Source organism: Sphingobacterium sp. B29 (genome assembly GCF_001952815.1).
GTDB classification, from domain to species: Bacteria; Bacteroidota; Bacteroidia; order Sphingobacteriales; family Sphingobacteriaceae; genus Sphingobacterium; species Sphingobacterium siyangense.
In genome coordinates this window covers 1,784,499-1,805,127 of the sequence record NZ_CP019158.1, presented here as the reverse complement: position 1 = coordinate 1,805,127, position 20,629 = coordinate 1,784,499, and the positions used below count along the sequence as shown (strand labels likewise).

Here is a 20,629-nt window from a genome sequence, read left to right as displayed (position 1 = left end):
TTCACTCACATAACCCACAAATTATGCACAATTATTTACCTTCCAAGCATAGTATCCTGACTATGCTATTGTTGAGATCCAACATTCGAGCCGACGTAAACTGGGCACTGCGTCTTGGCCTCATGGGGCTTTTGTCAACAAGCTATCTTCTCGCTAATGCCCAACAAAATGCGACCATTAACGGAGTAATCAAAGATGAAACAGGAAAGCCCATCCCCTCGGCGACGGTTACCATACGTAATGCGACGAGCGGAATGAAAAAAACAACAACCAGCAGGCCTGACGGAACTTTTTCACTCGACCAGATTCCTGCTGGACAGGGCTACCAGATCAGCGTATCGTCTATCGGTTTTAAAAGCAGAGAACTGTTGGATTACACCATTACAGACAGGGACAAGCTAGCGATCAATATCAGTTTGGAATCGAGTGCGCAAAACCTACAGGAGGTTGTCGTTACAGCGCTTGGTATCAAACGCGAAAAAAAAGCGCTCGGTTATACGGTCGCTGAACTCAAAGGCGACGAGCTGACGCAGGGTAAGGAAACCAATGTGGCGAATGCCTTATCGGGTAAAGTTGCCGGCGTGCAGGTAAGCCGCGCCGCATCCGGTGCCGGAGGTTCATCCAAGGTCGTGATACGTGGTAACAACTCACTTATCGGTAATAGCCAGCCGCTCTATGTTGTTGATGGAGTACCGATTGATAATCAAAACATTTCATCTCCAAACCAATCTGGGGGAACAGATTATGGCGACGGAATCGGAAACATCAATCCCGAAGACATCGAAACGATGTCGGTATTAAAAGGCCCGAATGCGGCCGCACTTTATGGACAAAGAGGAAGTAACGGAGTTATCTTGATCACAACTAAATCTGGTAAAGCTGGTAAGACCCGTTTTAGCTATGGTACAGATTTTTCATTGGGCAATGGGCTGGTCTTACCGGATTTTCAAAATGCCTATGGACAAGGATTGAACGGAACATTTACACATTTCAGAAAAGATGACGGCACCATTGTTTCTATGAGTGAAGCGCTGAAAAATGGTTACAGTGGTATGCCTAAAATGAGCGCCGGACGTGACCGTACGACACGAGCAAGCTGGGGTGCAAAAATGGAAGGCCAGACTTATGAAGATGCTTATGGCAACATCTTACAGTTAACACCGAAACCAGATACCTACTCGTCGTTTTTTCAAACGGAGAAACAGTTTGTCAACAACCTTAGTATCGATGGCGGAACCGACAAAGTAAACTACCGTTTTTCATTTGCCAATACAGATGTAAAGGGTTATATCCCAACCAATACGCTGAAGAGAAACAATTTCGGTCTGCGCACACAAGCCAAAATAACCGATAAATTTCACATTGACATCAAGGCGAACTATATTGCACAAAAGGGGCAAAACCGGCCAACACTGGCCGATGCGGCAGACAATCCTGCCTACCTATTTATCAGCCAGCCGCGAAGCTTGGGCAACGACATCATGGCACAGTATAAATGGACCGCACAGGAGATCAGCAGACAGCTCGGATTTTCGGGATTGACGGAAGGATTGGAGAAAACCTATGCCACCAATAGTTCCACAGCCAACCCCTTTTGGACCATTCATGAAAACCACAATGAAGATCGTCGGGACCGCATCATAGGGTTACTCCGTCTGAGCTACGACTTTGCTCCTTGGCTTAAGGTCACAGCGACCGGGGGTACGGACTTCTATACCGATCAACGGTTTCGCTACCGTCCTATAAACACCTACCAAAGCTTGAACCGAAAGGGTGATATTCGCGAAGAGGTCATCAGAGCCCGCGAAGACAATTTTGACGTCCTCGCTAGCTCCAACTTCAAATTGACCGATGACATTAAACTCAGTGCCAACTTAGGGGCCAGCCATCAAAGCCGGTATTTGCGTATGACAGGAAATTCAGGCAATCAATTTATTGTTCCGAATCTCTTTGTAATCAATAACACCACGACAAATAGTTACATATTTGACCTGATCGAGTCCAAGATTAATTCGGCTTATCTATCGGGCCAGTTCAGTTACAAAGACTATTGGTTTGTTGATTTCTCTGCCCGTAACGACTGGTCTTCTACCCTGTCAAAGGAAAACAATTCGTTTTTCTACCCGAGTGTAAGTTCCAGTTTAGTCTTATCGGATGCCTTCAAATGGCAATCTGATGCACTGTCTTTCGCCAAAATCAGAGCTTCATGGGCCCAGGCCGGTAGTTCAGGAAACCCATATCAACTGACAGGAGCTTATAGTCTCAACCAGTATACCCATGGTGGTGTACCGATGGCTTCTTATACAGAAATTATTCCTGATCCGAATTTGAAAAACGAATTGACCACGTCGATCGAAGCTGGGGCAGACCTGAGATTTCTAAAAAACAGACTTTCGTTCTCCTTTACCTACTATCAAGCCAAGACAAAGAATCAGATTTTGGACGTACCAATCGCCCCTTCCAGTCTCTATGTAAAGAACAGGATCAACGCTGGAGAAATTAGCAACAGAGGTATTGAATTTGTATTGGGAGCAACACCAATCAAAAGCGAATCGGGTTTTGAATGGAATACAACCTTCAATTACAACCGCAACAGAAATAAAGTTGAATCACTCTATCCCGGTGTAGAAAGCTTTTTACTCGCTACAGACCGCGGGATAAATGTTGTTGCGGAGGTCGGAAAACCATTTGGCCAGCTAATTGGGACACAGTTTGCATGGATCAAAGATGATCAGGGAAATAGGTTGATCGACCCTACCACTGGACTCCCTTTGCGCACAGCCGGACGTGTAGAAACCGATCTTGGAAATGCGCAACCCGACTGGCTGGGTGGTTTTGCCAATACCTTTAAATATAAAGGTTTCAACCTCTACGCACTTGTCGATATCCGTCAGGGCGGCGTGATCTTCTCCCAATCCAATCGTGAGCAGATCATTTATGGTACTTCTAAAAAGACCTTGGAAGGCCGTGATGGCACCTACGTTGCCGAAGGGATGGTCGGACAAAAAGATGGATCAGGGAACTGGACAAGTACAGGAACAAAAAACAGCAAGCAGGTTGCCGCACAAGATTACTGGAACATTGTTGCGAGTGACAAAGAAGTCATGGTATCCGAAGAAATGATCAATGATATGAGTTATATTGCCATGCGCGAAATCAGTCTCTCCTATTCTTTCCCTAAAAAGCTGATGCCACATAAACTTGTTAACTCCCTAAAATTGGGCGTCTATGGGCGGAATCTATTTTATTTTCAACGGAAAACTGATGGATTTTCACCAGAAGCTTCTGCTTTCAATGTAAACAATAGCTCGATTGGTATTGAATCAACTTCACTTCCAATGATGCGCACATTCGGTATTAATCTCACTGTTGGTCTGTAAACCCTTTATCATGAAAAAGAAACTATTTAAAAATACATTCATCGTCGGACTTATTTCTGTGGCAGGATTAGGTTCATGTACCAAAGATTTCGAACGGATCAATACGCCGCCGACATCGGTCACCACTGTAGACCCTTCCTTACTCATAGCCCGCATTCTACGTGATGGCACTTTTCAGGAATCTGGGGAACTACCCAACAACAAGTTCGGCTCTTGGATCCAACATTGGGCCGGGGGACCGGTAGTGCCTGTTTCTCGATATTTTGAAGGACCCGAAAATCTTATTTGGTCGCAGCACTACACCTTGCTCCGCAATATCGTTCAGATCAAACAGGAATTAAGCGGCAAGGAAGACAATGCAGAAGGAAGAAGTAAACTGGCTATTGCCGAGCTTTATGAAGCATACCTCTATCAGCGCCTTACAGATTTGTTTGGTGACATCCCCTACTCTGAGATCACAAAATCCAATAAGGAAATTAACCGTACGCCCAAATTTGACAAACAAGAAGAGATCTATCCGGCACTGGTTCAAAAGGTCGATGCAGCTATGGCAAAGCTTACAAGCGGCGACCTGTCTTACGGCTCTTCAGATTTCTTTTACAAAGGCAGTATTGATAAATGGAAAAAATTTGGCAATTCGCTCAAATTAAAGCTCGGCATGCGCATGCGGTACGCCAATCCTTCTTTGGCCCAGAAAACGGTTACTGAAGCCATGACTTCTGCTATAGGTCTATTCTCCAGCAACAGTGATAATGCCGCAGTACCGACCTACAACGATGCTCAGGCTGAAAACCAGAACCCAATTTTACGTCAAATGACTACCGGAAGTGCCGATCTACGTTATTTGGCTAATACCCTGGTTGAAAAACTCAAAGAATACAATGATCCAAGGCTTCCTTTACTTGCCGAACCGGTCATTAGCAATGGAGTCGCAACCTATCAAGGTATTGGGGTTTCGTTGACCGATAACCAACTGTCACAATTAATTCGTGCCAACTATTCAACGGCGAATAAGTCTACTTGGTTCAGCCTTTCATTTGCACCGATCCCAAGCTATGCCTTTACCTATTCGGATATCTGTTTTTACAAAGCCGAAGCTGCACTTCTTGGCTGGGGTGCTACACCTGCAAATACCCAAACGTTCTTTACAGAAGGGGTCAAAGCTGCGCTGGCACTTCCGCCATACAATATGACGGCAATCCCCTCTGCATACGAACCTGTGCTCAATCTAAGCGGCTTGACTGACGAACAGAAAATGGAGAAAATAGCGACACAAAAATGGATTCACCTATTTGGCCGGGACATGGAAGCCTTTGCCGAATGGCGACGTACAGGATATCCTCGATTAACCCCCGGTCCTAACCCAGGTTCCACCAACGGACAAATACCGCGTAGAGCTATTTATTCCAGTGAAGAGGCTGAGTTAAACGCAGCAAATTTAAAAGAGGCTGCAGCACGCTTGACAAATGGTGACTCGTTCCTATCCAAAGTCTGGTGGGACAAGAAGTAACTGCACTTTTTTAGCCGAGATTATAGACAGACAAAGCTGTTCACAATCATTCAAAGAAGTGCTAATAAGTAGGGCCCTGATATTAATATCAGGGCCCTACTTATTTCTTCTCATCTCCAATTCGCATGGTTGTCAGGTCATACCAATACAATATAAGTCAAACGATACTATCGGATCCTCTTAAATAGTTCCGTTTTATTGTGCTGTATAATTTTCAACTCATTACCGCTGATGGAAAATTTTCCGGAGTAATAAATTAAGCTGTCTTTCCCCAAGTCATCATTCCCCTTTGGAGGGTAAAACAACAATGAGTCCGCTGAAACACGATAAGATCCGTCAGTTGCATTTTTTACCGAACAGGGTAATTTTGACTGAAAATGCTGGGCTGCCTCAAAATATAATCTTTCCTTCGTAATCGCATGTTCCCAGGCTCCATACAATTCATCTTTCGCGAGGTACTTGTTTTTCAATACCGCCAATAATGTAACAATTCCAATCGCTGCCAATGGAATATAGATGAATTTAATTTTACTGACTTTATTGAACCAATTAGGTCTATCTGCATCGGTAAATAAAGGGGCGCTGTCAATAAAAAAGGCATAAAAAGCTTTATAATCTGATAAAAGCACGAAAACAGCCATTAAGGTAAGAACGGTTGCCATACCTTTTGCACCCTGAATGTCAAAGGCAAAATCCATCAATAAAATATTGACGATAAAGGTCAGAAAAAGGATCACACCGATTCTGGCAGTTTTGCGAAAAAAGAGCAATAGCGCGCTGATAAGCTGCGCAACAGCAATTGCATTGCCGTACCATTTGGAATAGCCAAAATAATACCATGTCAATTCGAATCCTGAAAGCGCTGAAAGCGGTTTATCAAACACGCTGGGTTGTGAGGTAAATTGTGTTTCCAGGAGCTTAGCGGCAGCGTACGAAATGATTACAGTTGCCATAAAATACCGGCAAAATGTATACAGATAAAGATGTAGTGTCTTCCAGTTCATGTTGTGGGAATACGAGGTTAAATTAAAGTGAAAACAGATGATGCACATCTGATCATCAAATTTATGGTTTTAGAAAAGAGTAAAATTGTAAAAATGGAAACTACTCTACAATTAGCCAAACATTTTCTTTATTCACATCAACATCTTTAAAAAAGCTATTCGGGTTTAAAGCTGTAAATGCCTTGAAGTCCTTAATATAATGCGATTGATCGTAAAACCCTGTATTTAACAAAAGTGAAAATCGCTTGGATTTATGTTGCATTTTCAAGGCCTGTCTAAAACGATGTATTTTTTTGTATTCAGAGGGGGATTTACCTAAATTCCGCAAAAATAATCTGTTAATATACTGTCGGGAGAAATGATACTTCTTAGCTAATTGATCGACCGTAAGTTCGTTTTCGAGATCTGTCAGCATTTGTCTAAAGATCGTAAGATCTTTATCCGCTTTGAGTTTAGACAATAAGTAAGACTCTAGTTCAATAATTTGAGACGTTCTATCCAAAGAAAAGAGTGTCCTCATTTTATCATTAAATCCATCCAAAAAATTTATATCAATCTGTGTTTTCCTTATAAAGAGCTTTGCAGGATCTTCAATGAAATGATTGATGCCTAAGGGATGAAAATAAATAGTCAATTCATCAACAAGTTCCTTATAGAAAATCTGCATCGGTTTGGTATACCTAGAGACAACGCAAGTCATAATATTATTTGTTTCAGAAGAACTTATCGTGACGAGGTCCCCTTTATCTTCCACCTCAAACTGCTGATTCACTGTTAAAATACAGTAGTTATTTGGAAAAGTCCAATACTTAATAGGCCCACTATCTTGATTTTTAGCAATGAAATAATATCCTTTAATGTATTTTCTTAATGTTTCGTTAATCGGCTTATAAAAGTCTAATTTCATGCTTTTAAAATGGTACTTTCCTCAAAAATAAAACTGTAATTCATGTCCCTTTTTTAATTCAGGGACATTTTTACGAAAATAGGATCGACAAATGTATTAAACGGGAAATTGGGCAGCGATTTGAAAAAAAGATTTTACGTACTCTACTCAAATTACGTCAATTCCAAATCGTCAAGGCTAATTTTCTCTTTCTTTACTTCAGTAATTTCCTTTTCTAATTTTTTTAAGTTTTCATCAATCAATGCTATACTACCTTCAGGAAGAACTGTCTCCCGGTCATTCGATTTGATCGATTGCGTCGTCACAACTAATTCCAGATCGTAATCTGTCAGATTGATTCCTTTGACGGGATAGCGAGGAAAGCTCCAGAGTTTAGGATAATCTTTTTTTTGCTGATTGAAGACTATCGTATTGACACGAAACTCACCTGGCTGGAGCACACTGTCAGATTCGCCAAAAACAGCCTGCTCATTACTGATAATAGTTTGTGAAGAACGTTTTTTCAGCACATACGAAAAGCCCTGACTTCCTTTTAGCGGCTTTTTACCCATATACTTCATAGTCACTATAATTCTGGGAACAGGTTCGCCAAAGAAATCTTCGAGTCCCAGTTCAATCGGTTCCAACTGAAAAACAGCCAGCTCTTTCTTTACCTGTTCAAATTCAGTTTTATGTTTTTGTAGACTATCGATCTCATTTTGAAGATGAGCTATTTTCCTTTCCTGTTGTTTTTGAAGGATGTCATCGGCCAGGTCCAATACTGCACCGTAAGATTTTCCATCGATCATACCCAACGAAATACGATTTATTGATTCCTCATTATATTTTTGAGGTTCGTTCATTTTGAGCCACATCGCTTCGGATAGTGCCACTCGCAAGGCCTTTTCCAAGTTCGCTTTTTCTTTGTCATTCAGCTTTGCTTCTACCTTTTTACGGGAACTGTCAAAGGACGACTCGTCCTTTCCACTTAGTCTTTCGCTACAAGAGCTTATAGATAATGTCAAGAATAGTCCGATCAGTGCGATTTTTATGCATTGTTTCATTTTAAATAGTTTTAGTATACAAGATATCGGCTAAGCTTGCATAAAGCTAATGCTTAGGTAACGCTGTTCTTAAATCAATTGAACGTCCTCTTACTGCTAATTCCATCATATCGTTCAAGCTGAACATAAGAACGCAGAATTTAACATTCAGTTTTTTTATGAGCTGTTAAAAATATACAAAAAACGTTATCTTAAAAATTAATTCAACACAAAAAGCTACCTTTCACAAGGTAGCAACCAACTGCCACTTTCCAACTGTCGCTATTGGTAACAACCCGCTGACTCAGCGATAATTTGTACAAGGGATTTTGGTCTAACACCTTAGAACAATCGGAAAATAAAGGGATTCGAAAGGCGAAATTTTATTTTCTCCCGAGTAAAAGATGCAATTTATCGTAATCTTCCCAATCACCGAAACCTGCGAAATTTGGTTTTTCGCTCCATGAAACCATAGCTTTACAATCAAAACAGATCTTAGCGATCCCAATGCATTGCTTATTTTTATAGAACACAAGGATATCTCGAAATTCATAAATACAAGAGGTGTCGACATGATCTGTTCTTGTTTTTAAGAAAAATAGTGAGTCGACAGCACGATAGAGAGATTGATCCAGTGAGCCTCTAACATATCCTATATTCTTCAAATGAGATAAAAGGGAAAGATCCAACTTATCATCTTCCAGTACTGATAACAAAAGACGCTCTTTCTCAGATTTATTCTTTTTGTCCTCCAATTCACCTATTTTAAATAAATCAATATCCACAAAATAATACTCCAGTGAATCAAAATTAGATGGTATCTGGACTGAGGGCTCGTTTCCCCGCTGTTCTATAGTACTTCCACTATTCATGCAACCTTGCAGATAAATAGCACTGAAAAGTAGACATCCAATGGTAAAACATATTATTCTTTTCATAGCTGATAATTTACAGATTTTTGAGTGGTTTAGCTATTTTCAAAATTATCAATTTCATTTTATAATCTAGTAATATACACATCCGTATAGAACCGAAATAAACGTTTTCTAATCAAATTATCGGAAAGCGTTGGGAGATCAAATATTACGCAATCGTGTGCATGCAAACAAAAGCTGAATAGATTTGCTCAACTATGCATTGTTTACTAATATTGTCCATTGATCATGTACAATAAGCAAAAAATAGAAGAAAGGGATCTGCTGCAAGAGCTAAAGAATGGGAACTCTCTTGCCTTTCAGAAACTCTATAACACTTATTTTGCCTTATTATATCTTCACGCAACCAATAAGTTGCACGATCGCGAAGCCGCTAAAGATATCGTCCATGACTTATTTGCCTCTATTTGGCAAAATAGGTATACATTAGCTATCCAGGGAGAAATATCTGCCTACCTCCACAGTGCCATACGCTACCGTGTAATAGATCATATCGCCAAGGAACAATCAAAAACCAAGTATTTGGCTTCATTACCTCCTATTACAACACATCATACCAAAGATACAGACCATTCCCTAAGGGAGAAATTGCTTCAGGAACAAATAGATCGTGTGCTTAATAAACTTTCCCCACGTGTAAGAGAGGTCTTTGAACTGAGTAGGGAGCACTATCTCAGTCACAAGGATATCGCAAAAAAACTTAATCTATCAGAACATAGCGTTCGCAGTTATATGAAAGAAGCCCTACGTCTGCTTCGCAGTAAATTAGGAAGCCTGCTTTGGGTAAGCTTACTGTTTTTTTGTAAAATTTTCTAATCGCCCCCCCCTTTCCCCCCTTCTCGTCCGTCATATAGAAGTAACCAACTATATTATCATGATGAACCAAGAGCATGCAAATGGCCCCTCCTTACTTAAGAAATATCTGGAAGGGAAATGTACAACACAAGAACAAGCGCTTGTTGAAGAATGGTATCTTAATCTAGGTGAAGACCAAATTCCATCTGACAAGGAGCTAATTTCGGATGTAATCGAACTACAAAAAAGATTAAAGGGAATCTCTAAAGAGCAGCCTTATTATAATAAAGGGTACATTATAGCAATTGCTGCAATTCTCCTCGCTTTTTTTACAATTGGAACAATACGATATCTACAACGGAATAATAATCAAGAAAGCAAACATGAATTGTTTGTTGATGACATTGCGCCAGGCAAAAACAAAGCGTTATTATCAATAGATGGACAACCAGCAATTGCTCTAGACGGAAAAAATAGCGGCATTATCTCAAAAGGAGGCTCATTGGGATACAATAATGGAACGACAATCATTGAAACGGAGGATGTAAAAACAATCCGGCTTTCAACACCGGCTGCCGGTCAATTTGAAGTCGTGCTGCCTGATGGTACCAAAGCATGGTTGAATGCCTTATCTTCTATCACTTATCCAGCGGCCTTTACTGGTAAAGAAAGACAAATCCAGCTGACAGGTGAAGTCTATCTGGAAGTTGCCAAAAATGTACACAAACCATTTGTCATACAAACAGCACACCAGCGTATTGAAGTGCTGGGGACAAGTTTCAACGTCAACACCTATAATGACAATGGCCGTTCATACACGACACTTGTCAGTGGCAGTCTGCGCGTTACAGACACAAAGACAAAACATCAGGCCCTCTTAAGTCCGGGGCAACAGGCAATTGTCAATGGAAAAGATGCTATTGAAATAACAACCAGTGGTATTGAAGATAGTTATGCCTGGAAGGACGGTCTTTATGTACTGCATGAGGAGCCTTTGAGCCAATATGCACTCAAGATCGAACGTTGGTATGATGTTGAAGTCGACATAGGCCCCTATGGCGATCGTAAATTTTCAGCCATTATCCCAAGGGACGCCAAATTATCTGAAGTGTTGCAGGCTATTGAGTTAAAGTCAGACGTAAAATTCACAAGAGAAGGAAGGAGGATTTTAGCTATGCGATAACATGATAAAAAATACTTTTTCATCGACATTCGAGAAGAGATCCGAAACCAATTATTGTGTTAGTTCCGCCAAAACCCGGAACGAAAACCTATAACCGCCAATGTAAATCTGACTCATATGGTCTCCGCAACCAAGGACTGTATAGGTATCAACCTGCATTGTTTATTAAACTTAAAAGAATATGAAAAAAGATCATCCAAGGTATTATTACCAATACCTGAAATCTTACAAGACACATCTGTCTATGAAACTAACCTTTGTTCTACTATTAGCTTCCATTATGGTGGCTATGGGAAATGTTCGCGCACAGCGCATCAACCTCAATCAGCATAAAGCACAACTGAAAAATATATTGATTGAGATCAGTAGACAGTCGGGTTACACGTTCATTTATGACGAGAACGACCTAAAAAATATTAAACCGATCACGATCAGTGCAAACAATAAATCGATCACCTCTCTATTGGATGAACTCTTAGTTGAGAAATCGTTGGATTATCAAATAAAGGGGCGCTCTATCGCGATAGGGCGCAAACCAGCAATACAGCCTATCGCTAAAAACGTCAATGACAATATTCAAAAAAGGACAATCATAGGGCGAGTGACAAATGAAAATGGGCAAGCTCTTCCTGGTATAAATGTTCTTTTAAAAGGTAGTGCCATCGGCACAAGTACCAATGCCCAAGGGGAGTTTTCCCTCACTGTACCAGAATCAAACAGCCTATTGATTATTAGTTCCGTTGGATATGCAACAGCTGAAATACCCACGCAGGGGAAAAACGAAATCAATGTTGTTCTCAAGGCAGCAAACAGTAACCTCGAGGAAGTCGTTGTTGTCGGATTTGGTACCCAAAAGAAAGAGAATCTGACCGGAGCAGTCGCAACCGTGAGTGCCAAACGTTTGGCAGATCGCCCAATTGCAAATTTGGGTCAAGGATTACAAGGCTTAGTACCAAACTTAAACATTACCTCTGCCAATGGCAAACCGGGAACTGGTTCTCAGTTCAACATCCGCGGTACAGGATCGATCAATGGCGGTACCGCAGGACCCCTGATTTTAGTAGACGGTGTACAACGTGATCCCAATTCTATTGATCCTTCGGATGTGGAAAATGTAACCGTTTTAAAAGATGCCGCTGCGGCAGCTATATATGGCGGTAGAGCGGCTTATGGTGTCATCTTGATTCAGACAAAAAACCCGAAAAGCCAAAATCCACAAATCAATTATACAGGAGAATACACCGTCTCCAGGCCTACCAAAATGGCCAAATACATCAATTCGATCGATTACATTAGGATGCACCGCCAGGCAAATCGAAATGGACAAGACGGTGGAACTACAGCAACAGAATCTTTTACAGAACAAGATTCAATTCTTGCCAATGCCTATTTTAATGATCCGATCAACAACCTTCCGGTGTATGTAGACCCTTCCAATCCAGCCAAGTATCGTTATGTTGGAAATACAGACTGGATTAAGGAACAATATCCAGGATGGGCGCCGATGCAGCGACACAATCTATCGTTACAAGGAGGCCGCGGTGCAACTTCGGTGATCACCTCCCTAGGTTATCTACAACAAAAGGGCTTATTTAAAGAGGCTGGTCAAAAGTATCAACGCTTGAACCCATCGATGAAAGTAAACTCGGAAATTACAGATTGGCTGACCCTAACAGGAAATTTCGCCCTCACACATATAGACGATAAAGAAACAGCCGGAGTCGTTACGGGGGGAACATCTTCTGGATGGATCTCCGGAGACTTGAGACCGACTATGCCTATTCGACATCCTGACGGTAACTTTTCAGGACAAGGCAGTTTTACCAATCCTTTCGCTGTAGCGGCCAACAACGGAAAAAGAAAACGATATTCTAATGATTTATGGCTGACTGGAGGAGTAAAAATCAAACCTATCGAACATGTCTCGGTCGTCGCTGATTATACCTGGAATGCTTACAACAACTTTCTACAAAGCCATCAGATTCCTTTTAAGGAATATGGTGTGAATGGGATTCTGCTCGGAACATTTCCTTGGACAAACCCTTCATCCGTGTCAGAAACAACAGATAACCATAATTACTTTGCCTTAAATGCTTTTGCAACATACGAAAACACCTTCGCCGAAAAACATTATTTCAAAGCAATGGTTGGTATTAATCGAGAAAGTAGCCGCTACAAACGATTAGGCATATTCGCAAACAATCTAGTTGACCCTACCAAACCAGCGATCAATCTAAATAATGATCCCCGACCAAGTGTCACCGGGGCCGAGAACGAGTGGGCACTCTTTGGAACAGTTTTCAGATTGAACTATATTTTCGATAAGAAATACCTATTGGAAATAAATGGTCGTTACGACGGATCCTCCCGTTTTTCTGCGGATAAAAGATATGTCTTCACCCCCTCTGTTTCTGCAGGTTGGCGAATTTCTGAAGAAAACTTTATGGAAGGCATTAAGGATGTTGTCAATGACTTAAAATTGAGAGGTTCATACGGTGAATTACCTAACCAAGGTTTCAATAGTGATGATTTATATTCCGCTTCCAATTTCTATCCCTATCTACCGACAATGCCCGTAAACAATAGCGTAGGTTATATTTTTGGTAATCAAACCGGTGTGAGTGTAGGCGCTCCAGGGCTTGTGAGCACAAACTTTACCTGGGAAAAATCGGCGACGACCAATTTCGGCTTAGATTTCGCCTTACTTAAAAACCGCTTGACAGGTAGCTTTGACGTTTACGAAAGACGCACACGAGATATGCTTGTTGCTGGAGTTCCGCTCCCATCCGTACTGGGAACAGCCGCTCCAAGCCAAAATGCAGGTACATTGGTTACAAAGGGATGGGAGCTTAGTGTAGGTTGGAATGATCGCATAGGCGATGACCTTTCCTATGACGTGATGCTTTCGTTATCGGACAATCATGCCAAGCTCACGAAATATCCACTGAATACAACCAAAATATTCAATAACTGGTATGAGGGTAAATTAGACGGCGAAATATGGGGATTTGAAACACAAGGCTACTTTCAAAGTCAGGAAGAGATCGATTCGGCACCAAAACAGACCCAAGTATGGGGTGGCACCTGGAGGCCGGGCGATATCCGCTATGCAGATTTAAATAATGATGGTAAGATCGACTTTGGCAACAATACGGTCGGTAACCCTGGGGACCGAAAAATTATCGGAAATTCTACACCTCGGTACTCGTTTGGCCTTAACATAGGATTGAATTATAAAAACTTTGATTTCTCGGCTTTCTTACAAGGTATAGGCAAGCGCGATACCTGGATCAGCAATAGTGCTTTCTGGGGATTTACGAGCGAATGGAATGTCCCTTTTGTCTATGCAACAGATTATTGGACACCAGAAAACAGAGATGCTTATTTTCCGAGGCTACGATTTGGTAATGGTGGAAACTCGCAACAACAGACAAAATACCTTCAAAACGCGGCATACCTTCGGGTGAAACAACTTACGCTTGGTTACTCACTACCTAAAAGATGGACTGAAAAGGCCAAACTCGGTCGTGCACGCGTGTATATTTCAGGACAGAATCTTCTAACGTTTACGAGCTTATTTGATGCCTTCGATCCAGAAGTCCTCAATTTTCAAGATGCTCCACAGAGTAAATCGGTGGCATTTGGATTACAACTCGGATTTTAATTGATAAGATTTAGCTTTTAGATTATGAAAACTTTAAAAACACTACTCATACTTGGTTCATTAGCGTTTATTACTTCTTGTAAAAAAGACAGCTATCTGGATAGATTACCTTTGTCCTCGATCACCGAACCAACCTTCTTCAAGAATGAAAATGACCTGATGCTCTATGCGAATCAGTTTTATACTTCGCTGCCTACCCAAAATTTTATCCAGGACAATCAGTCAGATGATAAAGTCCCAAGTAGTATAAACGCTTTTTTAGCTGGTCAATATGTTGTTCCCAATACAGATGCCAGTTATAACTGGACAAATATCCGTAATGTAAATTATTTCTTACAGCGCTACAACAATGCCGAAGCTAGTGCAGCAATTAAAAATCAATATGCCGGTGAAATTCGGTTTTTTCGCGCGCTTTTTTATTGGGGGCTCTCCAAACGTTATGGAGACGTTGCCTGGTACAGTAAGGATCTTACGGAAAAAAGTGAAGAACTTTATGCGCCGAGAACTCCTCGTAATATCGTCATGGATTCGGTATTGGCCGACCTAAATTTTGCTGTCGAAAATATTCCTGCCGATAACGTTTCTGCCGGACGCTTGCATAAATATGCAGCCGCAGCACTAAAAGCCCGTATATGTCTATGGGAGGGAACCCGAAGAAAATATTTTGGCGTCGAAGGAAGCGAAAAATATCTTCGCGAAGCGCTCAGTGCTGCCGAACTTATCATGGGATCAAATAAATACTCCTTATACTCTACCGGAAATCCAACAACGGATTACTACAATCTCTTTATCCAACAGGAACTCAATGGCAACACCGAGTCTATTCTTGGAAGACGTTACCTTCAAAGCATCCTTATGAATGGTATCAGTAGGACTTTGGGTGAGACAGGGACAGGCTACAGCAAAGATTTCGTCCAAAATTATCTTTGTTCAGATGGACTACCTACCGCGCTTAGCACAAAATATAAAGGAGACAATACACCTGAGGATGAATTTGCGGATCGTGACCCAAGGGCCAAACAGACAATTGCAACCAAAGGTTTTGTATTACTACAAAACAGCGACGGATCGAAAGACATTATTGATCTACCCAGAATTGGAACAAACACTGCCAATACAGGGTATCAGTTGATTAAAGGACGAAGCTCAGACCCTGCTATGTGGCAAGCCAATCAATCGACTCTAGACTTTTTTATCTTCCGATACGCTGAAATACTATTGATCTATGCCGAAGCCAGGGCCGAACTGGGTGATATCAAACAAACTGATATCGACAAAAGTATCAATCTGCTGCGAAGACGTGTAGGTATGCCAGATATGATTATTGCATCGCTAAAAAGAGATCCCAATTCGGTCTTTCCAGAGGTTCCGGTTTTGATAGACGAAATTAGAAGGGAACGCAGAGTCGAGCTCGCTGATGAAGGTTTCAGGTTTGACGATCTGTTACGCTGGAAAGCAGGAAAAAGAATCGAACGTCCTGAAACAATATTAGGGATGAAACTTACTCCTGCATTAAGAGCCAAATATCCAGCGGCACAAGTCAATGGTATAACTGTCAATAGTGATTTTTATATTCGAATCTACACTGCACTAGAAAAAAGATCATGGAATGACAAAATGTATTTATTTCCAATCCCGTTAGAGGAAATCAGTTTAAATCCTGCTTTGGGACAGAATACAGGATGGCAATAACACTAATAAAAATGAAGAACTATATTTTAATGATCCACTTCCTTTTGTTGGGCTTACTTTGTAACGCCCAACAAAAGGAAGTGATCCCTTCTCCGGCCCATGTAGCATGGGCTGAAGCAGAGATCGGGGTAATTTTTCACTTCGATGTTGTGAACTATGTCCCCGACTATAAATGGCAACAATGGGGCTCGCACCCTCCTGCCTCAGTCTTTAACCCTAGCAAATTGGACACAGATCAATGGATCAAGGCTGCCAAAGCTGCAGGTGCAAAATATGCTGTGCTCGTCGCAAAGCATTGTTCGGGATTCAGCTTATGGCCTACCAAAGCACATGACTATAATATCAGCAAATCACCTTGGAAAGCAGGAAAAGGCGATATCGTAAAGGATTTTATCCAATCCTGTCAAAAATATGGCATCAGACCTGGCATCTATGCCAGCGCTTCCGCCAATGGATATTTGCATGTGAATAATCCAGGTAAAGTCCAACCCGGAGGCCCACTTACGCAACAGCAATACAATGAGGTGGTGAAAACGCAGCTTTCCGAATTATGGTCAAATTATGGTAAGCTGTTTGAAATCTGGTTTGATGGCGGAATACTGCCCATAAAAGATGGCGGACCGGATATTGCTCCGTTACTAAAAAAACTACAGCCTGATGCTATCGTTTTTCAAGGTCCAAGTGATGCCAAAAATTTGATCCGATGGATAGGCAATGAAGAAGGAAGAGCACCATATCCCAATTGGAGCCGTTCGGATTTCACGACATCAGCTACGGGGACAATTGTTATCGATGGTTTGAACGGCAATCCAAATGGGGCAATATGGTGTCCGGGGGAAGCCGATTTCCCAATGCGTACCGGTTGGCAAGGTGGCTGGTTTTGGAAAGAAAATGGACAGAAGCTCCTTTCGGTGGATCAACTGGTGGATTCCTACTATACCAGTGTAGGCAGAAATTCCAACATGTTACTGGGCATTGTAGTCGATACGAGCGGCTTGGTTCCAAAAGAGGATGTTAATCGACTAGCAGAGTTTGGTAGCGCATTGACCACTGTCATATCCCATCCCATAGCAATCGTTAAGAACAAAGCAGCAAAAGACTTTACCCTAGACCTGAAAACGCCTAAAACTGTAAATCAGGTCATCTTTGGTGAGGTAATACAGCGTGGCGAGCGTATTCGAAAATACACCATAGCCGCCTGGATCGATAATAATTGGGTAAATATTGCTTCTGGTGAATCAGTTGGCAACAAAAGGATACATAAGTTTAACAAAATCAAAACATCTAAAATTCGTTTTCATGTCGTTGAATCCACAGCAACGCCACACATCAAAAGCTTTGCAGTTTATGACATTTGAGCCAAAAGAAATAATTGCCCAACGAGCAGCGATAAAGAAGTCTGCCTTTAAGCAGCTTTAATATGTTAAACTTCAAATGAGAATTAAAAAAAGGAATAACTTCATATAAAAGGGGGAACCACAGCGCAAGAAGAAACAAAGAGTTCCATCTTCCAAAGTAAGGGTCTGATTTATATCAGACCCTTTTGTATACGGGTAAACTCAGTTGAACAAGCTATGGAAAAATTTATGTTCATTAGGAGTTTACACAGCATAAAATGTAGTAGTAAAACAACTACAGCTTTATAAATTAACCGCAACAAAACTTAACTATAAGATTTTTGGTTTACTTTTGTGATAGATATATAATATTATGAAACAGAAATTTTACCTGCCACTTTTAGCATTGACCTTGACCGCAATTATTAGCTGCAACAAAAACAATGATAACATTGATGATCCTAAAAATCAGTCTGTTGTTATTGATAATAATGCAAGTCAACTGAATGCACGTTTAGATCATCAAAATGCTGGTTTATTGCCGTTATCTAATCTTTTAGCATCCGGTAAGCGAGCAGCCAATAGTTCGACAGTCACTGCCACTCAAAACCCAGACTTCTCGTTAGCATTGGTCGCACAAGTCGCTCCTCCGGATTATGAAGGCAATAAGCTTCGGGCAACGCATGTTGCTGTTTCGGGCAACTACGCTTATGTAAGTTACAATACCGAAGGCGATCGATATCTTGGTGGTGTCGATGTCATCGACATTTCAGATATTAATAACCCACGTCTTATCGTAAATGCTAAATTGCCGAATATCGACATAAGCTCATTGGCAGTTGATGGCAATAGCCTACTCTTAGCTGGAGCAGCAGATGAAGGTGTATTGGCAAAAATGACCTCACCTGCAGTTCTTATTGTTTTACCACTTCAGAATGGATTACCTACCGATGCTTATCGTTATACAGGTTTGCCAAGCTATGTGGCAACAGATGTTGCTTTTAACAACGAAAGCCAGTATGCTGTTTCAGGTAATGCGGGTGCTATTTCTAAAATCAATAAATCTTCGGGTGCTATCGAAAAATCGGTAACTATTGCGGATCTCCTATCTGTAAGAACATACCAGAATCAAGTGTATGTGCTGTCAGGAACACAGGGGATAAAAGTTGTATCCAATAATCTTGATCCTGTTAAAACAATCAATGTGGGTCAAAATCCAAGTTCAGCAAAGCGTACTATTGATTTTTATAGCAGTTATCTTTTAGCTTCTGAAGGCGCTCAGGGCTTGGGTATTTATAATATCAATACAGGAGCTCTGGATAAACGCATTAGTATTCCAGTAAGTCCTGATGACAGCAACATGGATCCGGAAGATATTGTGACCAATGCTGTATCCACAAACGACAAACGTGTGTTTGTTGCCAACGGTGGCGCTGGTATCGCGGCTTATCAATTTGACACACAAAACAACTTTAACTATATTGGTAGTGCAAGTTTCAATGCGATTGACAACAGTTCAAGTAATTTTGTGATCAGTAGAGATAACTATGTTTTTGTGGCAACGGGAAAAGGTGGCTTAAAAATTCTTAAACTCATCGATCTGAAACCAACAACTCCAAGCTGTAATGGTACTTATCCAGCCTTCACAGGCAGTACACAGGGAGACCTGAATGTTAATAGTGAAGCCAGCTACTCGGATACAAAAACATTTGCTTCAAACGTTAATATCAACAGGAATTTTAACTGGTGTGGAACACTTAATATCAATGGAAATTCTGTTAACATCAACAGCGGTGTATTCAATATGTATGGTTCAATCGCTTTGAAGCAAAACATTAACGTCAATTCAACAATGAATTTGGTGGGCTCAGGTGTTATTGGTGGAACTTTTACCGTAAACGGAAGCGGTATCTTGAGTGTAACAGGTTCACTTTCTCAGGGAACTGTCGGATCAAAATCCACTTCATTTATCAATGGTAAGATGGTTATTGACGGTGAAGTTGTCGTATACGGTAACTTGACTATTAATGGTAGCGGAAAGGTAGAATTTGCCAACAGTAAGTCCAAATTAATTGTTTATGGAAGTCTTACAAATTGGGGAAGCGTTACTAACGGAACAATTACACAAGTCAAATAAGACATTGTATAGCCATTAAGCAGAACACAAAAAAGCCACATCAGATGATGTGGCTTTTATATTTACCGAGAATTACAAAAAGGTCATTATATTGTTGTTATGCTTAAAACCTCATAAATAATCTTATTGCAAAATAGTCCGTGGGGTCAGCGGAACCTTTTGCTTCCAGGTACCCTTCACTTGGAATTCGTGCCCGGATGTTTTATTCTTGATCGTGAAGATATAATTGCAAGTTCTTTCGAGGTATTTGAATTCACCTCTCGCGGTTATCTGGGCATTGGGTTTGAGCAGCAATTCTTGTTTATCTCCAGATTTAATATAATTTTCAAAAGTTTTGCCTTTGCTGTAAGGAACTTTACCTTGCCAGCGAACTCCACCATTTACCATTAATTCATCCATGAAAATCGTAGAATCTGCTTTATTGAGCCAGTCAAAAGCGCCGTAGCTGTCACTTATGAATTCGGAACTATACTTTACGTCCTTAAAAATGGCAGTGATATCGACTTTTCGCTCTCGATTTGAGCTATTTACCAGATTCATCGCAGTACACCCTTCGGTACTGACATAGATTTTCCGGCTTTCTTTCAGTTCGTTGATTTCTTTTTTGACCAACTCATATCCATCAGCCCTAGTTTGAATAAAATTCACTTCATCCATTTTATCCGCTGATAATATGCCAATAGCAAAATTCCTGGGCTGATCACTAAAATTTTCCAATAAGGTCAATTTAAGCTCGTTATTAATTGTTTTTTCCAACTGTAGCCACCCGCCGTCAACTCCAATTGAGCCCGTACGCTCCAATTTGAGCTTTTTTCCAGTGGAATCTTTCAATATTTCTCCTGTAAGGGCATCTTTGACATAGGATACATACCATAAATCCGCTTTGATCGGAATTACATTTTCCTTGATTCCGGTTTGTAAGTTGACAGCTTTAAAACCGGGATCTATTAGACCTCCTTGTGAATTAAGTCCTTCTTTAGAACAGGATGTTAGTATAAGCAGACAAAACGGCCATACCAGATAGGAAAAGGAAAACGTTCGCTTCAATGGATTTTTCATGAAA

13 protein-coding genes are annotated in these 20,629 nt (G+C 41.0%); 8 read left to right on the top strand and 5 right to left on the bottom strand.

What is annotated here, in order from left to right:
- The first annotated feature begins 23 nt into the window (after window positions 1–23).
- The gene (locus tag BV902_RS07530) at window positions 24–3,380 is read left to right on the top strand and encodes a SusC/RagA family TonB-linked outer membrane protein (RefSeq protein ID WP_075991406.1); all 3,357 of its coding nucleotides are present in this window, start codon (window positions 24–26) and stop codon (window positions 3,378–3,380) included.
- Window positions 3,381–3,390: 10 nt separating this feature from the next.
- A complete protein-coding gene (locus BV902_RS07525) occupies window positions 3,391–4,890 on the top strand; it encodes a SusD/RagB family nutrient-binding outer membrane lipoprotein (protein WP_075991405.1) in 1,500 nt (499 codons plus the stop codon).
- Between the two features lie 167 nt (window positions 4,891–5,057).
- On the opposite strand, the gene BV902_RS07520 is transcribed toward BV902_RS07525, so the two are convergent.
- The 4 genes from BV902_RS07520 to BV902_RS07505 form a co-directional block, all read right to left on the bottom strand.
- The gene (locus BV902_RS07520) at window positions 5,058–5,843 is read right to left on the bottom strand and encodes a hypothetical protein (protein WP_075991404.1); all 786 of its coding nucleotides are present in this window, start codon (window positions 5,841–5,843) and stop codon (window positions 5,058–5,060) included.
- A 151-nt stretch (window positions 5,844–5,994) separates the two neighbouring features.
- Window positions 5,995–6,801 (bottom strand): helix-turn-helix domain-containing protein, encoded by an 807-nt coding sequence (locus BV902_RS07515; protein ID WP_075991403.1) that lies wholly within the window; start codon window positions 6,799–6,801, stop codon window positions 5,995–5,997.
- Between the two features lie 152 nt (window positions 6,802–6,953).
- Window positions 6,954–7,844, bottom strand: coding sequence for a DUF6694 family lipoprotein (locus BV902_RS07510; RefSeq protein WP_075991402.1), 891 nt, complete (start codon window positions 7,842–7,844; stop codon window positions 6,954–6,956).
- A 362-nt stretch (window positions 7,845–8,206) separates the two neighbouring features.
- Entirely contained in the window at window positions 8,207–8,761 is a 555-nt protein-coding gene (locus BV902_RS07505; RefSeq protein WP_157625932.1) for a hypothetical protein, read from the bottom strand.
- Window positions 8,762–8,986: 225 nt separating this feature from the next.
- Here BV902_RS07505 and BV902_RS07500 point away from each other — a divergent pair, with 225 nt between their 5' ends.
- The 6 genes from BV902_RS07500 (at window position 8,987) to BV902_RS07475 (ending at window position 19,566) form a co-directional block, all read left to right on the top strand.
- Window positions 8,987–9,574, top strand: a complete 588-nt coding sequence (locus tag BV902_RS07500) for an RNA polymerase sigma factor (RefSeq protein WP_075991400.1) — start codon at window positions 8,987–8,989, stop codon at window positions 9,572–9,574.
- Window positions 9,575–9,632: 58 nt separating this feature from the next.
- Window positions 9,633–10,736, top strand: coding sequence for a FecR family protein (locus tag BV902_RS07495; RefSeq protein WP_083663506.1), 1,104 nt, complete (start codon window positions 9,633–9,635; stop codon window positions 10,734–10,736).
- A gap of 181 nt (window positions 10,737–10,917) precedes the next feature.
- Complete coding sequence (locus BV902_RS07490; RefSeq protein ID WP_216640439.1) at window positions 10,918–14,400, top strand: TonB-dependent receptor; 3,483 nt, start codon at window positions 10,918–10,920, stop codon at window positions 14,398–14,400.
- Between the two features lie 24 nt (window positions 14,401–14,424).
- Entirely contained in the window at window positions 14,425–16,092 is a 1,668-nt protein-coding gene (locus BV902_RS07485; protein ID WP_075991398.1) for a RagB/SusD family nutrient uptake outer membrane protein, read from the top strand.
- Window positions 16,093–16,103: 11 nt separating this feature from the next.
- Window positions 16,104–17,450: an alpha-L-fucosidase gene (locus BV902_RS07480; RefSeq protein WP_075994665.1), complete on the top strand. Its 1,347-nt coding sequence runs from the start codon at window positions 16,104–16,106 to the stop codon at window positions 17,448–17,450.
- A 352-nt stretch (window positions 17,451–17,802) separates the two neighbouring features.
- A complete protein-coding gene (locus BV902_RS07475; protein WP_075991397.1) occupies window positions 17,803–19,566 on the top strand; it encodes a hypothetical protein in 1,764 nt (587 codons plus the stop codon).
- 123 nt (window positions 19,567–19,689) lie between these two features.
- On the opposite strand, the gene BV902_RS07470 is transcribed toward BV902_RS07475, so the two are convergent.
- Window positions 19,690–20,625, bottom strand: a complete 936-nt coding sequence (locus BV902_RS07470) for a hypothetical protein (RefSeq protein ID WP_075991396.1) — start codon at window positions 20,623–20,625, stop codon at window positions 19,690–19,692.
- Window positions 20,626–20,629 lie beyond the last annotated feature (4 nt).

Coding starts and splice junctions, on each gene's coding strand:
- BV902_RS07500 (WP_075991400.1), top strand. CDS start 8,987: ATGTACAATAAGCAAAAAATAGAAGAAAGGGATCTGCTGCAAGAGCTA.
- BV902_RS07485 (WP_075991398.1), top strand. CDS start 14,425: ATGAAAACTTTAAAAACACTACTCATACTTGGTTCATTAGCGTTTATT.
- BV902_RS07520 (WP_075991404.1), bottom strand. CDS start 5,843: ATGGCAACTGTAATCATTTCGTACGCTGCCGCTAAGCTCCTGGAAACA.
- BV902_RS07530 (WP_075991406.1), top strand. CDS start 24: ATGCACAATTATTTACCTTCCAAGCATAGTATCCTGACTATGCTATTG.
- BV902_RS07490 (WP_216640439.1), top strand. CDS start 10,918: ATGAAAAAAGATCATCCAAGGTATTATTACCAATACCTGAAATCTTAC.
- BV902_RS07515 (WP_075991403.1), bottom strand. CDS start 6,801: ATGAAATTAGACTTTTATAAGCCGATTAACGAAACATTAAGAAAATAC.
- BV902_RS07505 (WP_157625932.1), bottom strand. CDS start 8,761: ATGAAAAGAATAATATGTTTTACCATTGGATGTCTACTTTTCAGTGCT.
- BV902_RS07495 (WP_083663506.1), top strand. CDS start 9,633: ATGATGAACCAAGAGCATGCAAATGGCCCCTCCTTACTTAAGAAATAT.
- BV902_RS07510 (WP_075991402.1), bottom strand. CDS start 7,844: ATGAAACAATGCATAAAAATCGCACTGATCGGACTATTCTTGACATTA.
- BV902_RS07525 (WP_075991405.1), top strand. CDS start 3,391: ATGAAAAAGAAACTATTTAAAAATACATTCATCGTCGGACTTATTTCT.
- BV902_RS07470 (WP_075991396.1), bottom strand. CDS start 20,625: ATGAAAAATCCATTGAAGCGAACGTTTTCCTTTTCCTATCTGGTATGG.
- BV902_RS07475 (WP_075991397.1), top strand. CDS start 17,803: ATGAAACAGAAATTTTACCTGCCACTTTTAGCATTGACCTTGACCGCA.
- BV902_RS07480 (WP_075994665.1), top strand. CDS start 16,104: ATGAAGAACTATATTTTAATGATCCACTTCCTTTTGTTGGGCTTACTT.